Here is a 15,595-nt window from a genome sequence, read left to right on the forward strand (position 1 = left end):
ACCACGGCAGCAGAATGGACCCATGGACCAGGGTGAGCGGCGGGGCGGCGGTGTGGCGGGCCTCCAGGCCGACGACGCGACCGTCTTCGGACGCGGCACCGCCCTGCTCGGCTGCGGCGGTGGCGGCCGCGTCGACCACATGGTCAGCGCGCTCCGCTTCGCGCTCGGCGATCGCAGCGTGCCGGTCGTCGACCTCGACGACCCCGCGCTCGGATCGGTGGTGGCCGTCGGGCTGATCGGGTCGACCACCGTGCTCGAGGAGAAGATGCCGAGCGGTGAGGAGCTGCCGGCCGCGCTCGCGGCGGTCGAACGCTGGACGGGCACCCGTGCCGACGCCGTCGTCGCCGCGCAGATCGGCGGCGTGACCGGACCGGCCGCGGCCCTCACCGCTCACGCCGCCGGACTGCCGCTCGTCGACGCGGACCTGGTCGGCCGCGCGGTCCCGCGCATCGACCAGCTGTCGGTCTTCGTCGGCCCGACCACGACGGTCACGGCAGCGGCGGCCACCACGAGCGGCCTGCGGATCGTCGTCGACGCCCGGCACCCGCACGACGTCGAGACCGTCTGGCGCGAGGCCGTCTCGCACAGCGGCGGCTGGGCGGCCTTCGCGATCGGCCCGGTCCCGGTCGCGCTGCTGCGCGAGCGGGCCGTCGTCGGCAGCGTGCAGCGCGCCCTCCGGATCGGACGCGCAGCGGGCGGCGCACGCGACGCGGCGGAACTCGCCGCGCTCATCGGCGGCCGGGTCGTCGCGCAGGGCCGGGTCATCGACGTCCAGCGCGAGGGTGACGCCCTCGCGTTCGTGCGCAGCAGCCTGGCCATCCGCGACGCCGGCACCGGTGCGGTCGCCCGGGTCGAGGCGGGCAGCGAGTACGTGCACTGCCTGGTCGACGGCCTGCCGGTCGCCAGCACCCCGAGCGTCATCACCGTCGTCGACGCGCGCTCGCTCGCGCCGGTGGCGACCGACCGCACGCGGGTCGGCAACGAACTCGCGGTGCTCGTGCTGCCGTCGGCACCGTGGTGGTGGGCGGACCCCGACCGCACCGCGCGCATGGGACCGCGGGCGTTCGGCATCGACGCGGACGTCGTTCCCGAGGCCGTGGGCCAGGTGCTCGCGTGAACGCCGTCGGCGACCTCCTCCCGCTCCTGCCGCCCGGCACCCGCCTGCTCGTCGGCGCCGGCAGCACCGCGGTCCGCAGCGTCCGCGGGGTCGTGGGGACCCCCGACCAGGTCGGCCGGTTCCTGTCGCAGGGCGACGACGTGGTCGCGCTGCTCACCCCCGTCGACCGCGCGGACGCGCGCTTCGACGTGCTGCTGCGCCGGGCGTCCGCGGCCGGCACCACCCTGCTCGTCGTCGACGGGGCGCTGGAACTCGGCCCCGGCACCACGACGCTCGCCGACCGGCTCGGCGTCGCCGTGCTCGCCACCCCGGACCCGTGGGCGACCTCGGTCCGCCTGCACGAACTCATCGGCACCGGGATGGGGCCGGCGGCCCGGGCCGCCCTCGACGCCTCCCGCGTCGCGCTCGACGCCGGCCCCGAACTCGACGACCTGTTCGCCCGGCTCGACCGGTCGCTCGGCCACCCGGTGCGGTTCCTCGACGCCTCGGGCCTGGCACTCCGCGGACCCGCGGTCGACGACGCGGCCCGCGCCGTGCTCGTCCGCCGTGCAGGCACGAGCGACGTGCTGACCGCCGAGGGCGTCGACGAGACGCTCGTGGCGATCCCGGTCGGCACCGGCATCGGACCGCGCGCCTGGCTGGCCGTCGGCCTGCCCGTCCCGATCGCCGCCGAACAGCAGGTGGTCGCGAGTGCCCTGCGGGTGGCAGCCGTCGCCGTCGGGCACCGGCTGCTGCTCACCCGGCTCGACGACGAGCGTGACGCCCGCTACCGGATGGCGATGCTCGACGAACTCCGCGCGGCCGACGGGGCGCCCGCCCCGCAGCTCGTGCAGCGGACGATCGCCGCCGGGTGGCGGCTGGACGCCTGGCACGTCGGGGCGCGCGTGGTCGCGCGGCAGGGCGTCGACCTGGTCGCGCTCCGCCAGCAGGTCGACGCCGCGGTGCGCGCCGAGGGACTCGACGCGGTCGTCGTCGAACAGGCGGACGGCTGGGTGCTGTGGCTGTCGGAACCCGACGAACCCGGCCGGGAGGCAGTGGCCGACATCGCGGGTCGGCTGCGGCGCGCGCAGAACACGCTCCGCACCACCGTGGAGACCAACGTGGGCGTCGGCAGTCTGCAGGCGGGCCCTGCCGGGCTGGTCCGGACGCTCGGCGAGGCCGGCGACGCCGCCCGTCTGGCCGCCAGCCGTCCGGAGTCGGGGCACTTCGTGCACGTCGACCGGCTCGGGCTCGCGCAGCTGTTGCTCGCGTGGACGCAGACGGACACGTTCCTGCCGGCCTCACGGCAGTTGCTCGCACCGCTCGAGCGCGGTGGCGGGGCACTCCTGACGACGCTCGCCGCCTACCTGGACGCGGAGTCGTCGATCGCCGAGACCGCCGCGGTGCTCGGGGTCCACCGGAACACCGTGTCCGACCGCATCGCGCGGGTGGAGCGGCTGCTCGGGGTGGACCTGTCCGACCCGGAGACCCGGCTCGCCCTGCACCTGGCGACGCGGGGGCGGGCGGGCGACGGCGGCTGATTCAGTTCCTGTTGCTGGACTTCTCGGTCTCGCGCTTCGGGGTCCCGCTCGTCTTCTCGGTCCCGCGGGCGGGCCGGGCGGCGGCACCGGTCTCGCGCGCTGCACCCGAGGCCAGGCCGGCCGCGATGATGAACACGAAGACGATCAGCAGCGCACCGAGCAGGCCGATCTCCTCACCGAGGAACCCGATCAGCGGCGGCCCGGCCAGGAACGCCACGTAGCCGATCGTCGCGACGGCGCTGACCTTGGCGGCCGCGGTGCGGGGGTCGTCGGCCGCGGCGGACATGCCCATCGGGAAGCCGAGGCTCGCGCCGAGGCCCCAGAGCACGACGCCCACGATCGCGAGCGGCACGTTGTCGATGAAGATGAGCATCCCGAGGCCGACCACTGCGACGGCGGCGCTGATGCGCAGGATCGGCACGCGGCCGAACTTGTCGATCAGCGGGCTGCCGGCCACGCGGCCGGCGGTCATCGCGGCCAGGAACACCGTCAGCACGGCGGCACCGCCGGCGTTGTCGAGCCCGTGGCCGTCGATCATCGCGAGGGGCAGCCAGTCGTTCGCGGACCCCTCGGCCAGCGCCATGCCGAGCACGATCACGCCGATGAGCAGAGTCGAGGGCTGTGCCCAGACCTGCCAGCGGGTGAGCGGCGTCGCGACCGGGCTGGTGTCGGTGGACACCGGCTGCTCGAAGCGGTGCTCGTCCTGGAACTTCGTGACGGCGACGAGCATGGCGGCGCTCGTGATGACGACGAGCACGATGAAGTGCCACGAGACCGGGATCTCGAGCTTCTCGGCCAGGGCGCCGAGGCCTGCGCCGGCGAGCGTGCCGAGGCTGAACGCGGCGTGGAACAGCGGCATGATCGTGCGTCCGCCGGCCTTCTCGGCGGCGGCACCGGAGACGTTCATCGACACGTCGCACAGGCCGTTGCCGAAGCCGAACGCGATGAGCGCGATCCAGATCGCGGCGAAGCCCCACCCGAGCGTGACCGCGACCCCCGCGAAGATCATCCCGACCGCCAGGCACGCCGCAGCCACCTGCACGCCCCGACGGGCACCGAGCTTCGCGACGATGTGCCCGGCGAAGGTCAGACCGCCGATGGAACCGACGGCCATGCCGAGCACGAGCAGGCCCATCTCGAACGTGCTCGCCCCCAGGGAGTCGCGGACGCTCGGGATCCGGCCCAGCCACGTCGCGATGTCGAGCCCGGACAGGGTGAACACCACGAACACCGCGATGATCCAGGCCTTGGTGGTCGGAACGGTGCGGGTGGACGGCGTCGTCATGGTGGTTCCCATCGTGCTGCGGCGCGCTCGGTGCTGCGCGTTCTGGTGCGTGTCGGTGCTGGTCTTGCGGCTGTCGAATCGATTCGACTGCTCGTTCCGGCTACGCTAACGGGCGATGGACGAACCGGCAACAGGACCCGGCGCGTCGCCTTCCCGCGGCGGCGTCACCCGTTCGTCGCGCCCGACGCTGGCAGCGGTCGCCCGTGCTGCCGGGGTCGCGCCGTCGACGGCCTCGCTCGCCTTCAGTGGTCTCGGCCCGGTGTCCGAGGACGCGAAGGCCCGCGTGCTCGCCGCCGCCGCCGACCTGGGTTACGGCGGCCCCGATCCCCGTGCCCGTTCGCTGCGCCGCGGTCGTTCCGGCGTCATCGGCGTCGTGATGGACGAGCGCCTGAGCGACGCCTTCCGTGACCCGGTCAACGTCCTGACGCTCGACGGCATCGCCGAGGTCGCCGGCGCCGCAGGTGCCTCACTGCTGCTTGTCCGGAGTCCGCTCGACGACGAGCAGGGTGCCGGCCCGCTGGTCGACGCCCCGATGGACGCCGTCGTGCTCGTCGGGTGCAACGTCCGGATCGACCCCGCGGTCGCGGTGCTGCGCCGTCGGCAGATCCCCGTTGTCGCGATCGAGGCGGACGAGATCGAGGGCGCGGTCCCCGTCCAGCTCGACAACCGCGATGCCTCACGACGTGCTGCGGAGTACCTGCAGGGGCTCGGCCACCGGGACGTGACCGTCGTGACCCTGCCCCTCGATGCCGCACGCCGCCGTGGCCCGATCGACGCAGCTCGGCAGGACGAGGGCATCGCCTTCACCACGCTCGAACGCCTGCGTGGTGTGCGCCAGGTCTACCCGGACGCCGTCGCCATCGAGACCGCCGGCAGCTCGGTGGAAGAGGGACGTCTCGCAGGCACCGAGCTCTTCGCGCCGGACGGCCCCCGCCCCACCGCCGTCATCGCGCAGAGTGACCTGATCGCCGTCGGGGTCATCTCGGCCGCACTCGATGCCGGACTCCGTGTCCCCGAGGACGTCAGCGTCGTCGGCTTCGACGGCATCACGGTGGACGACAGCCTGCTCCACCGCACCCCGATCCGGCACCTGACCACCCTGGTGCAGCCCTTCGTGCAGAAGGGCCAGGCTGCTGCCCGTGCCGCCCTGGCCATGCTCGAAGGCGCAGAGCCACAACCGGCGTCGTTCACGTCGGAGTTGCGGGTGGGGGACACGACGGGGCCGCCGCCGGGATCAGACACCCGCTGACACGGGCACCGTGTCGCTACGCCAGCGGGGTGCAGGACCGCTGTCATCCGTCGGCGTCGAGCCGACGAGCGACGCGCAGCACTGCGGCGACGGCAGCGAGGAGTGCGGCTCCGGAGAAGAGCAGGGAAGGCAACCACGGCCCTGCGCCGTCCGCTTGGCCGCCGACCCAGATGAGGACGGATTCCGCCGTGACGGCGACCGTCGACGTCACCACGACGGCGGCCGGCACAGTGCTGTCGGCGGGGACGAGGACCCCGGCGAGGTACGCGATCGCGGTGGCCGCTGCCAGGACCGCGAGGTGGTGCACGAGCGCCGCTGCCGTCGGAGGCGCCCCGACCGCCGTGTAGAAGACGGCCGAGAGCAGCAGCGCCGGCAGCGCGCCGGCCCCGAGCTGGGTCGCGACGATGTGCGTCGCGCTGATCCCGGTACTCCGGTACATCCACGCCCACCGCGCGACCCGTGCCCATGCCAGTTCCAGCGGTGCGGCAGCGACCATGCCGGCAGCGACGACGGCGGTCGCGAGCGGCAGCGCCCCTCCGCGTACCGCGATGCCCAGGAGGACGATCGCCGCCAACGACACGGTCCCGGAGATCTGCGCGAGGGGCTGCCTGAGGGCCATCGCGGTTTCCCGGCCGAGCCACCCCACGTGCGTCGGCAGCGCGTGCCGCAGCGTGACGAGCCGGTGCGGCTGACTGATCGGTTCTGTCGGTTGCGCGAACCGGGTGCCGAGGACGCTCGCCGTCAGGACCGCGGCGGAGAGGCCCGCGAACGCCGTCGCAGCTGCGGACCCATCGACACCGTGCCCGCCGGTGACCGCGTCGACCCAGGTCGCTGTGGACGGCGTGCGGTTCTCGCGGGCAGACGCGGTCGAGTCGTACACGGCGAGGGCCACCAGGGTGACGGCCGCGAGCGCCACCCCGAGTTGCGACGTCGCGGCGGCGAGCCGGGCGCCCGTGCAGAGCAGCCGCACCAGTTCACCGACGAGCACCACCGCGACGGCGGTGGCCGCGTTCACCCCGAGCAGGATGGCGAACGACAGTGGGCCCTTGCCGACCAGGGACGTCAGGTACGCGGCCGGTCCGATGGCGAGCAGCAGCGATGCGAGGACGACGAGGAGGGTGAACGGCAGCGACTCCCCGACCCGTGCATGGAACCGTCTCGCCGAGAGCACCTGCGCGGCGGTCCGGAGCTCCGAGTGGCCAGGTGCCACGATGAGGACGAGGACCGCGATGCCGCCCGCCGTGGTGACCTGTGCCGCGGTGAACGCGTCGACCAGGACGTCACCGCTGATCAGGGAGGACGTCGGCAGGTCCGCGGGCAGGAACCGGGTGAGGAATTCGTAGGCGAAGAAGTTGTACGAAACCACGGCGATGCCCAGCAACGACGCCAGCAGCCAGGCCGCCAGTCGCCCGCCGACGCTCTGCACCAGGTGTCGCCGCAGGACCAGGACGGTCGTACGCGCGACCGCGACGGTCGCCTTCATCGCCGCGACCGCTCCGCGCGGGCGAGCGTGTCGATGAAGCGCCTGCTCGACCGGGCAACGGACTCCTGGATCCCGGTCATCTCGAGGAACACGTCCTCGACCGATCTGCCGTGCTGTGTCATGGCGTCGACGCGCTCGTCCATCCGGAGCCGGCCCTGCTGGAGGATCAGCATCCGGGAGGCGATCGACTCTGCAGAGGCCAGGTCGTGGGTGGAGAGCAGGACCGCGCCTCCTTGGCGTGCGAACTCGCCGATCAACGCTCGCAGGAGCGCGGCTGACTCCGGATCCAGACCGCGCAGCGGTTCATCGAGGACCAGCAGGCTCGGGGCCCGCAGGAGCGCCGCGAGCAGTTGGAGCTTCCGCTTCATCCCGTGGCTGAACGTGGACACGAGGCGAGCCGCAGCGTCCTCGAGGTGCAAGCACTCCAGGAGTCGTTCACGGTGCCGTCGCCCCACGCGGGATCCGTGCAGGGCCTCTGCGAAGTCCAGGTACTCGTGTCCGGTCAGCAGCTCGGGCATCGGCAAGTCGTCAGGACAGAACCCGATGCCCGTGTGCCCACCGGCCGACACGGGCACGCCGCCGACGAGGACCACGCCAGCGGACGGCCTGGTCAAGCCGGTGACGATGTGGATGAGCGTGCTCTTCCCTGCACCGTTCGGACCGGCGAGCGCGACCACCTCGCCGGCGTTCACCGTGCCGGAGACGTCCCTGAGCACGGCGTGCCGCCCGTACGACTTCGAGACGGCCTGGAGGTCAAGCATCGGGAGCTCCTTGCAGTGCGGTACGGAGTTGGTGCCCGTCTGGAGCGCTGCGGGTGAGGCTCAGGAGGTGCACCATGAACAGTGCTGCGATCGGATAGGCGATGAGGTAGGGCAGGGGCAGCGCGAGGACGAAGAACCCGGATGCCGTCGCCGCGAGCGGCCCGGCGATCGCGACGAGGCCGTCGTCGGTCCGGGGCAGGGTCCACCGGATGATCTGCCCGGAACCCCACCGGCCGACGCCCACGACGATCGACCGCTCCCGGTCAGCGAGAGCGACGTGCGCCGCGGCGTGTGCGAGCTCGTGGATGAAGGGCGACAACGCGAACAGCATGAACGACAGCACCAACGGGATGACCGTCCCGCTGCCGAAGGACGCCGCGGAGATGATGGAGATCGTGGTCGCTGGCAGGAGGACGACACCGGACACGGCGACGACCAACCGCCAGGATGCCCGGGTCGCGGCGGTCACTGCCGCGACCCAGGCGTCGGACCGTGCTGCGAGCACCTACCCGAGCGGAGCGACAGTGCGTCGGGCACCGCGTCGTCGGGCGGCCAGCCCTGCTCCGACGGCGCCGAGGAGCGCGAACCCGAGTGGCAGGATGAGCAGTCCCGGTCCACCGACCGCGGTGACCGCATCCGCCGATCCGGAGACCTCGACGATCGGTCCGAAGGACGTCGGCCCGTCGCCGTTCAGAGCGGACGCGAACGCCCACAACCAGATCGCGCCGTCGACGACAGCGCCGAGGACGAGACCGAGGAGGCCCCCGAGCGCCGCGTACAGCCCTGCACGCTTGGCTGCTACAGCTTGTGGCATGTGACCCGCACCTCCCACGAGGACAGGTTGACGACCGAGTCGAGGACCCCGCCGTTCGCGGCGCACAGCGCGACCGCACCGATGACCACGGTCGCGCCGAGTGCGAGGAGCACGACGATCGCGACCACGATGATGATCGGGATGACGCTGTTCGTCCGGACGGCCGGGTGTGAGGATCGCCAAGCGTCCGTCAGGGAGAGACGGGCGGCGGTGGCGTGTGGTGACAAAGCGGTCATGACATCTCCTTCGTTGACTGACATGTCACACACTGCACCCCGAGTGCCACGCTGTCAATCGATGGAGTCAGGTATCGCAGATCGCGATCGCCGCCGCACCCCGACGCCCACCACCGCAACCAGGTTCACGGCACTCCCGACCAGGAATCCGGTGGTCCCACCCGCGACACCGGCGACGGGCCCGAGCACCGCCATGAGTCCAGCGCCGACGACGAACCCGGCAACCGAAGCCAGGGCGACCTGTCGGGAGCGTCCGGCAGCGAGCAGCAACGCGGCGGGTACGAGCCCGACGGTGAACACCCACACCGCGACCATCAGGTACCGCAGGTCCGCGACGGCAGCGGCGCCCTCGGCGGGGTAGACAATCGGCAGGAACCACCCGGCGAGCAGGGCGACCAGGCCGAAGACGACGGCGGACGCAGCAGCGAACCCGACGACGAGCAGCAGTGCCCCACGTGAGCGCAGCGATCCACCATCGGTCCGGTGCGCGAACGCCGGGACGAGCACCTGCCCCAACGCCTGCCCGAGCATCGACGCCGGCGTCGCCAGGGTGAACGCGGCGGCGTAGACACCGGCGTCGTGCGCCGACGACGTCACCTGCGCCGAGATCATCGTCAACTGCAGCAACCCGTTCGACGTCACGACCGCCAGCACGTTCCACGCTGCGAACCCGAGCACCCCGGTAGCGGGTTCGCGCGAAGCCGGCGAGAAGCCGTTGCCCCGGGGCCAGCACGCGATCGCGAACACCGTGTACCCGATGGCCAGGGGCAGCAGCACGAAGGGCTCGAGGCGGGCGACGCAGGCCACCACGAGCAGTCCGAGCGCCAGGACGCTCGTCACGGAGTCCCAGAGCGCGACCCGCGGGGCCCGGTCGTAGCCGAGCTGCGCGCCGCGGGCGTAGCAGTAGAGGCCGTAGCCGACGACGACCGCGGCACCACCGAGCACCATGCCGGGGCCGTTGCCCCAGGCCAGCGCGATCGGCACGGTGACCGCCGCGAGCACCACGCTCGACACCAGCATGGACACCCCGAGCAGCCGGTTCACCGCGGCGTCCGACCGTCGACCCCGCAGCGCGATCGCCAGGAACCGCGACGCAGTGTTGCCCGCGGCGTTCGGCCAGAGCAGCGCGACGAACACCGAGAGCGACAGCAGGGCGGTGGTCTGCCCGAGGGTCTCGGTGCCGAACACCCGCCCGACGACGATGGTCACGAGCAGCTTCGCGATGCCCTGCACCCCGATGCCGACCGTGGCGAGCACGGCCGACGAAGCCACCGAGGACGACGGTGCGGCAGAAGGAGCAGACCCGCTCACCGCGCCAACGCCTGTTCCACCCAGCCGCGCCGGTGCGCCCGCACCCCGAGCGTCACCGCCCGGACCCCGATGTACCCGAGGGCGAAGGCCGCCCACAACCCCGCGAGCGTCCCACCGGCCCACCAGAGCAGCGGCAGGTAGACGACGAGGTTCAGGCCTCCGGCGATGGCCAGGTACCGCGCGTCGCCGGCGCCGATCAGCACCCCGTCGAGCACGAAGACGTACCCGGCGACGGGCATCCCGACCGCGATGAGCACCAGCACGACGGGCAGGGCGTCCCGCACCGCCTGCGAGTCCGAGAACACCGGCCCGAGCACCCCGCTCACGGCCAGGGTCAGCACCCCGAGCACCACTCCGCCGGCGATCCCGAGCAGCACGAGCCGTCGCGTCACCAGTCGCACCCGCTCCGGGTCACGTCCGCCGAGTCCGTGTCCGACGAGCGCCTGCCCGGCGATCGCCAGGGCGTCGAGCGCGAACGCCAGCGTCGAGAAGACGGTCAGCCCGACCTGGGTCGTCGCCAACCCGGTGGTCCCCAGCCCGGCAGCGGCCCCGACGGTCGCGAGCATCGCGATCCGCAGCGACGCGGTCCGCAGGAACAGCCATGCCCCTGACCGCAGGGCCCGGGCGACGCCCGAGGCGCCGGGTCGCAGCGGCGCCCCCGACGACCGAGCGGCCCGCACCGCGATGCGCACGTAGACGACGGCCATCGCCCACTGCACGATGACGGTGCCGGCGGCGGATCCCTCGACGCCCCAGCCGGCGCCGTAGATCAGGACGGCGTTGAGCAACCCGTTCGCGACGAACCCGATGGTCGCGACGACGAGCGGGGTCTTCGTGTCCTGCAGCCCACGCAGCAGTCCGGTCGAGGCGGTCACCACCAGGATGCCCGGCAGCCCGATCAGCGAGATGGTCAGGTACGCGGTCGCCGCGGCCGACACCTCGGCCGAGGCGCCGAACAGGTCGACGAGCGGCCCGGCGAGCGGCCACCCGACCAGCGCCAGCACCACCCCCAGCACGAGCGCGAGCCACATCCCGTCGATGCCCGCGTGCACGGCTCCGCGACGGTCGCCACCACCGAGCGCACGTGCCACGGCCGGGGTCGTCGAGTACGCCAGGAACACCAGCAGCCCGGTCACCGTCGACAGCACGGCACTCGCGAGCCCGACGGCCGCCAGCGGTGTCGCCCCGAGGTGCCCGACGAGCGCGGTGTCGGTGAGCAGGAACAGCGGCTCGACCACGAGCGCTCCGAGCGCGGGCACCGCCAGTCGCACGATGTCGCGGTCGACCGCGCGCCGCTCAGCGGTCACAGCGGGTCGCGTCGGTCGGTGCACCGACCCATTCTGTCGGCGATGCCGACCCGTCGTCGTCGCCGGGCGGGGTGGACGCGACCCCGTGACGGACTGGAGGCCCGTGGCCGTGTCCGCCACGGGCCTCCAGTCCGGTGGTCCCACGTCGTCAGGCCGGACGCGCGTTCCGGCCGACCACTCGCGTCAGTCGGCGCGCGGTTCCGCGGGGACGGCGCCGGTGGCGGCGTGTGCGGGGTCGGCGACCTCGGTCGACGGCTCGTCGGTGCCACGGGCCCGGCCGATGACGTCCATCACGTGGTAGACGACGATCGCTGCGATGGTGCCGACGATGATCCCGCCGAAGCTCGCCTGGCCGAAGCGGAACGTGAAGTCGGCGATGCCGATGATCAGGGCGATGCCGGCCGTCAACTGGTTCTTCGGCTTCGAGAAGTCGACGCGGTTCTCGACCCAGATCCGGATGCCGATGACGCCGATCAGGCCGTAGAGCGCGGTGGTGGCGCCGCCGAGCACGCCGGCCGGCACCGAGGAGATGACGGCGCCGATCTTCGGCGACAGGCCGAGCAGGACGGCCGCGATGGCGGCGACCCAGTAGGCGGCGGTGGAGAAGACGCGGGTGGCGGCCATGACGCCGATGTTCTCGCCGTAGGTGGTGGTGGCGGAGCCGCCGCCGACGCCGGCCAGCACGGTCGAGATGCCGTCGGCGAAGAGCGCGCGACCGGTGAGCGGCGTGAGGTCACGGCCGGTCAGCTGCCCGACGCCCTTGACGTGGCCGACGTTCTCGGCGACCAGTGCCAGGACGACCGGCACGAACGCCAGGTAGATCGCGAGCTGCGACGGGTCGAAGGCGGGAGCGGTGAACTCCGGCAGACCGATCCACGGTGCTGCGTCGACCTTCGAGAAGTCGACCTGGCCGCCGATGAGCGCCGCGACGTAGCCGACGAGCACACCGATGACGATCGACAGCCGGCCGATCAGGCCCTTGAACAGGACCGTGACCAGGATGATCGCCGCCAGGGTGATGAGCGCGATGACCGGGGCCGCCGTGAAGTTGTCGCGGGCCGCCGGAGCCAGGTTGAAGCCGATCAGGGCGACGATCGCGCCCGAGACCACCGGGGGCATCAGCCGGTCGATCCACCCGGCGCCGGCCAGGTGCACGACGAGCCCGACGATCGCGAGCAGCGCACCGACGACGATGATGCCGGACAGGGCGAGCGGGATGCCGCCGATCTTGGTCGCCGCACCGATCGGGGCGATGAACGCGAACGACGAGCCGAGGTAGCTCGGCAGGCGGTTGCCCGTGATGAGCAGGAACAGGATCGTGCCGATGCCGCTGAACAGCAGCGTGGTCGACGGCGGGAACCCGGTCAGCAGCGGCACCAGGAACGTGGCGCCGAACATCGCGACGACGTGCTGCACCCCGAGGCCGATCGTCCGGGGCCAGGTGAGCCGTTCGTCGGGTGCCACGATCGTCGTCGCGGAGACGGTCTTGCCGTCTCCGTGCAGCTTCCACGGAAGTCCCATGCGATGACCGTACCGGCAGCCGTGTGCCGGTGACGACCCGGATCGACCTGCCCCATGGGGTCGGTGGCTATCGTGGACCGCATGACCGACGTCGCACGTGCCTCCGGCATCCACACTGACGAACTCGACCCCGCGGTGCGCCCCCAGGACGACCTGTACCGCCACGTGAACGGGACCTGGATCGAGGCGACGCCGATCCCCGACGACAAGGCCCGGTACGGCTCCTTCACGGTGCTGGCCGAAGCCGCCGAGATCGCCGTGCGCGACATCATCGAGCGCTCGCAGCAGGCCGCCCCCGGCACCGAGGAGCGCAAGGTCGGTGACCTCTTCACCTCGTTCACCGACGAAGCGCGACTCGAGGAGCTCGGCACCGCACCGATCGAGCACCTGCTCGCCGAGATCACCGCCATCGAGTCCGTGCCCGAGGTCATCGCCGCCGTCGGCCGCTTCGAGCGCATCGGCCTGCCGAGCTTCCTGCAGCTCTTCGTCGACAACGACCCGGGCGACCCCGAGTCGTACGTCGTGTTCCTGGAGCAGTCCGGCCTCGGGCTGCCCGACGAGTCGTACTACCGCGAAGACCGCTTCGCCGACATCCGCGAGAAGTACCGCGAGTTCGTCGCGGCGATGTTCCCGCTCGCCGGCCTCGACGACGGCGGCGCCCGCACCGAGCACGTCATCGCGCTCGAGACGGCGCTCGCCGCCCAGCACTGGGACAACGTCACCACGCGTGACAGCCAGAAGACCTACAACAAGCTGCCCTGGGCCGAGGTCGCCGCGCTCGCGAAGGGCGTCGACCTGCAGACCTGGTGGCAGGCCATCGACGCCCCCGCCGGTGCGTTCGAGACCGTCGTGGTGCGCGAGCCCTCGTTCATCACCGGCCTGGCCGACCTGCTGAACGACCAGCCGCTCGAGGTCTGGAAGGACTGGCTGCGCTGGCAGGTCATCCGTGGGTCCGCCGCGTACCTGACGAGTGCGTTCTCGGCCACGAACTTCTCGTTCTACGGCACCGCACTCACCGGTGCGCCCAAGCAGCGCGAGCGCTGGAAGCGTGGCGTCTCGCTGGTCGAGGGTGCGATGGGCGAGGCCGTCGGCCGCATCTACGTGCAGGAGCACTTCGACGAGACCTCGAAGGCCAAGATGGACGACCTCGTCGCCAACCTGGTCGAGGCGTACCGGCAGAGCATCACCGCGCTCGACTGGATGACCGACGAGACCCGTGCCCGTGCGCTCGACAAGCTCGACAAGTTCACGCCGAAGATCGGCTACCCGGTGAAGTGGCGCGATTACTCGGCGCTGCCCGTCCGTGCCGACGACCTGGTCGCGAACGTCCGCGCGGTCGCCTCGTTCCAGGTCGACCGCGAGCTCGGCAAGATCGGCAAGCCGATCGACCGCGACGAGTGGTTCATGACCCCGCAGACGATCAACGCGTACTACAACCCCGGCTTCAACGAGATCGTGTTTCCGGCCGCCATCCTGCAGTTCCCGTTCTTCGACGCGAACCGCGACGCCGCCGCGAACTACGGCGCGATCGGTGCCGTCATCGGGCACGAGATCGGCCACGGCTTCGACGACCAGGGGTCGCAGTACGACGGCGACGGCAAGCTCGAGAACTGGTGGACCGAGGCCGACCGCGCGGCGTTCGAGGAGCGCACGAAGGCCCTCATCGCCCAGTACGACGCCCTGGTACCGACCGAGGTGCCCGACAGCCACGTGAACGGTGCCCTGACGATCGGCGAGAACATCGGCGACCTCGGTGGCCTGTCGATCGCGTGGAAGGCGTACCTGCTGTCGCTCGACGGCCAGGAGCCCCCGGTCGTCGACGGCCTCACCGGTGCCGAGCGCTTCTTCCTGAGCTGGGCACAGGCCTGGCGCATGGCGATCCGCCCGGAAGAGGCGGCTCGTCTGCTGAGCATCGACCCGCACTCGCCCAACGAGTTCCGCTGCAACCAGGTCGTGCGGAACATCGACGTCTGGTACGACACCTTCGGCGTGACCGAGCAGGACGCGATGTACCTCGACCCCGCCGAGCGCGTCGCGATCTGGTGATGACGGAGCCGGACGCGGCCCGGTCGTCGCGCCGCCGGCGACCGGACGACCGCCCAGCAGGTGGCGGCCGCGGTCGTGGGCGGCACAGCGGCCGGTCCGACGACCGCTTCACCGCCACCACCGAGGCCCTCGGCGCCCTCGCGCTCGAGGGCGCCGGGGTCAGCGCCTCGGTGATCGACACCTCCAGCGGCAAGGCCCTGCTCGCGATCGACGACACCCTGGTGCAGCCGGTCGCGAGCCTGGGTCGCGTCCTGCTGCTCATCGAGGTCGCCGCCCAGCTCGAGGACGGCCGCCTGCACGGTGACCGCCTGCAGCGCATGGCCCGCGACACCGCGACCGGTGCCGGCCTGTGGCAGTTCCTGCAGGAGCCGACCATGCAGGTGCCGGACCTGGCGACCCTGGTCGGGGCCACCGCCGACGCCTGGGCCATGAACGCACTGCTGTCGACCGTGGGCATCGACGCCGTCCGCGAGCGTGCGGAGTCCCTGGGCATCGAGCGCACGGCGTTGATCGACCGCGTGCGGGACCGCCGCGGCCCGGATGACGCCCCCGACGCCTCCGTCGCACCGACCGGGGAGCTGTCGTGGGTGATGCGCGGACTGGCGCTCGGCGAGGTCGTCGACGAGGCGGTGTCGAACCGCGTGCTCGGCTGGTTGTCCCTGGCGAGTGACCTGAACCTGGTCGCCGGGTCCTTCGGGCTCGACCCCCTGGCGCACCGTGCGCTCGACCACGGGCTACAGGTCGTCGCGGTCACCGGGTCGAGCACCGGCGTGCGGGCCGAGGCGGGGATCCTGCGGGGGCCCGGGTCGTCGGTCAGCTACGCCGTGACCGTCACGTTCGACGACGCCTCGTTGCAGCGGCGGTTGGCCGTCGTCGAGGCGCTGCGGACCATGGGCACCGAGGTGCTCGAGGCGGTGCACGCCCCGGCCCGTCGCTGACGCCTCT

14 protein-coding genes are annotated in these 15,595 nt (G+C 72.3%); 5 read left to right on the forward strand and 9 right to left on the reverse strand.

The window, feature by feature from the left end:
• Positions 1–22: 22 nt before the first annotated feature.
• On the forward strand, positions 23–1,117 hold the full coding sequence (locus ORG17_RS00440) for a DUF917 domain-containing protein (RefSeq protein WP_111055261.1): 1,095 nt from the start codon (positions 23–25) through the stop codon (positions 1,115–1,117).
• Positions 1,114–2,637 (forward strand): helix-turn-helix domain-containing protein, encoded by a 1,524-nt coding sequence (locus ORG17_RS18200; RefSeq protein WP_214526568.1) that lies wholly within the window; start codon positions 1,114–1,116, stop codon positions 2,635–2,637. The genes ORG17_RS00440 and ORG17_RS18200 overlap by 4 nt, the downstream gene beginning before the upstream one ends.
• A gap of 1 nt (position 2,638) precedes the next feature.
• Here the strand turns inward: ORG17_RS18200 and ORG17_RS00450 are convergent, their stop codons facing one another.
• Positions 2,639–3,922, reverse strand: a complete 1,284-nt coding sequence (locus tag ORG17_RS00450; protein WP_214526569.1) for an MFS transporter — start codon at positions 3,920–3,922, stop codon at positions 2,639–2,641.
• 115 nt (positions 3,923–4,037) lie between these two features.
• On the opposite strand from ORG17_RS00450, the gene ORG17_RS00455 reads away from it, so the two are divergent.
• Positions 4,038–5,171 (forward strand): substrate-binding domain-containing protein, encoded by a 1,134-nt coding sequence (locus ORG17_RS00455; protein WP_214526570.1) that lies wholly within the window; start codon positions 4,038–4,040, stop codon positions 5,169–5,171.
• A gap of 43 nt (positions 5,172–5,214) precedes the next feature.
• On the opposite strand, the gene ORG17_RS00460 is transcribed toward ORG17_RS00455, so the two are convergent.
• The 8 genes from ORG17_RS00460 to ORG17_RS00495 form a co-directional block, all read right to left on the reverse strand.
• Positions 5,215–6,654 (reverse strand): hypothetical protein, encoded by a 1,440-nt coding sequence (locus tag ORG17_RS00460; protein WP_214526571.1) that lies wholly within the window; start codon positions 6,652–6,654, stop codon positions 5,215–5,217.
• Positions 6,651–7,415 (reverse strand): ABC transporter ATP-binding protein, encoded by a 765-nt coding sequence (locus ORG17_RS00465; RefSeq protein WP_214526572.1) that lies wholly within the window; start codon positions 7,413–7,415, stop codon positions 6,651–6,653. Before ORG17_RS00465 ends, ORG17_RS00460 begins: the two co-directional genes overlap by 4 nt.
• The gene (locus ORG17_RS00470) at positions 7,408–7,920 is read right to left on the reverse strand and encodes a hypothetical protein (protein ID WP_214526573.1); all 513 of its coding nucleotides are present in this window, start codon (positions 7,918–7,920) and stop codon (positions 7,408–7,410) included. Before ORG17_RS00470 ends, ORG17_RS00465 begins: the two co-directional genes overlap by 8 nt.
• The gene (locus ORG17_RS00475; RefSeq protein WP_071248849.1) at positions 7,921–8,229 is read right to left on the reverse strand and encodes a hypothetical protein; all 309 of its coding nucleotides are present in this window, start codon (positions 8,227–8,229) and stop codon (positions 7,921–7,923) included. It abuts the gene before it with no gap.
• Positions 8,214–8,465 (reverse strand): hypothetical protein, encoded by a 252-nt coding sequence (locus ORG17_RS00480; protein ID WP_071248852.1) that lies wholly within the window; start codon positions 8,463–8,465, stop codon positions 8,214–8,216. Before ORG17_RS00480 ends, ORG17_RS00475 begins: the two co-directional genes overlap by 16 nt.
• Positions 8,466–8,519: 54 nt before the next feature.
• Positions 8,520–9,737, reverse strand: a complete 1,218-nt coding sequence (locus tag ORG17_RS00485) for a lipopolysaccharide biosynthesis protein (protein ID WP_214526574.1) — start codon at positions 9,735–9,737, stop codon at positions 8,520–8,522.
• 35 nt (positions 9,738–9,772) lie between these two features.
• Positions 9,773–11,083: an MATE family efflux transporter gene (locus ORG17_RS00490; protein ID WP_214526575.1), complete on the reverse strand. Its 1,311-nt coding sequence runs from the start codon at positions 11,081–11,083 to the stop codon at positions 9,773–9,775.
• A 183-nt stretch (positions 11,084–11,266) separates the two neighbouring features.
• Complete coding sequence (locus ORG17_RS00495) at positions 11,267–12,604, reverse strand: uracil-xanthine permease family protein (RefSeq protein WP_071248865.1); 1,338 nt, start codon at positions 12,602–12,604, stop codon at positions 11,267–11,269.
• A gap of 81 nt (positions 12,605–12,685) precedes the next feature.
• Here ORG17_RS00495 and ORG17_RS00500 point away from each other — a divergent pair, with 81 nt between their 5' ends.
• Complete coding sequence (locus ORG17_RS00500) at positions 12,686–14,650, forward strand: M13 family metallopeptidase (RefSeq protein WP_214526576.1); 1,965 nt, start codon at positions 12,686–12,688, stop codon at positions 14,648–14,650.
• Entirely contained in the window at positions 14,650–15,588 is a 939-nt protein-coding gene (locus ORG17_RS00505; protein WP_071248868.1) for a serine hydrolase, read from the forward strand. Before ORG17_RS00500 ends, ORG17_RS00505 begins: the two co-directional genes overlap by 1 nt.
• The last annotated feature ends 7 nt before the right edge of the window (positions 15,589–15,595 follow it).

The sequence above is a fragment of the Curtobacterium flaccumfaciens pv. betae genome (assembly GCF_026241855.1).
Classification (GTDB): domain Bacteria; phylum Actinomycetota; class Actinomycetes; order Actinomycetales; family Microbacteriaceae; genus Curtobacterium; species Curtobacterium flaccumfaciens.

What these genes read in the sequence shown, in the direction of transcription:
- ORG17_RS00440 (WP_111055261.1), top strand. Translation starts at nt 23, where the DNA reads ATGGACCAGGGTGAGCGGCGGGGCGGCGGTGTGGCGGGCCTCCAGGCC.
- ORG17_RS00460 (WP_214526571.1), bottom strand. Translation starts at nt 6,654, where the DNA reads ATGAAGGCGACCGTCGCGGTCGCGCGTACGACCGTCCTGGTCCTGCGG.
- ORG17_RS00455 (WP_214526570.1), top strand. Translation starts at nt 4,038, where the DNA reads ATGGACGAACCGGCAACAGGACCCGGCGCGTCGCCTTCCCGCGGCGGC.
- ORG17_RS00475 (WP_071248849.1), bottom strand. Translation starts at nt 8,229, where the DNA reads ATGCCACAAGCTGTAGCAGCCAAGCGTGCAGGGCTGTACGCGGCGCTC.
- ORG17_RS00495 (WP_071248865.1), bottom strand. Translation starts at nt 12,604, where the DNA reads ATGGGACTTCCGTGGAAGCTGCACGGAGACGGCAAGACCGTCTCCGCG.
- ORG17_RS00480 (WP_071248852.1), bottom strand. Translation starts at nt 8,465, where the DNA reads ATGACCGCTTTGTCACCACACGCCACCGCCGCCCGTCTCTCCCTGACG.
- ORG17_RS00450 (WP_214526569.1), bottom strand. Translation starts at nt 3,922, where the DNA reads ATGACGACGCCGTCCACCCGCACCGTTCCGACCACCAAGGCCTGGATC.
- ORG17_RS00465 (WP_214526572.1), bottom strand. Translation starts at nt 7,415, where the DNA reads ATGCTTGACCTCCAGGCCGTCTCGAAGTCGTACGGGCGGCACGCCGTG.
- ORG17_RS00505 (WP_071248868.1), top strand. Translation starts at nt 14,650, where the DNA reads ATGACGGAGCCGGACGCGGCCCGGTCGTCGCGCCGCCGGCGACCGGAC.
- ORG17_RS00500 (WP_214526576.1), top strand. Translation starts at nt 12,686, where the DNA reads ATGACCGACGTCGCACGTGCCTCCGGCATCCACACTGACGAACTCGAC.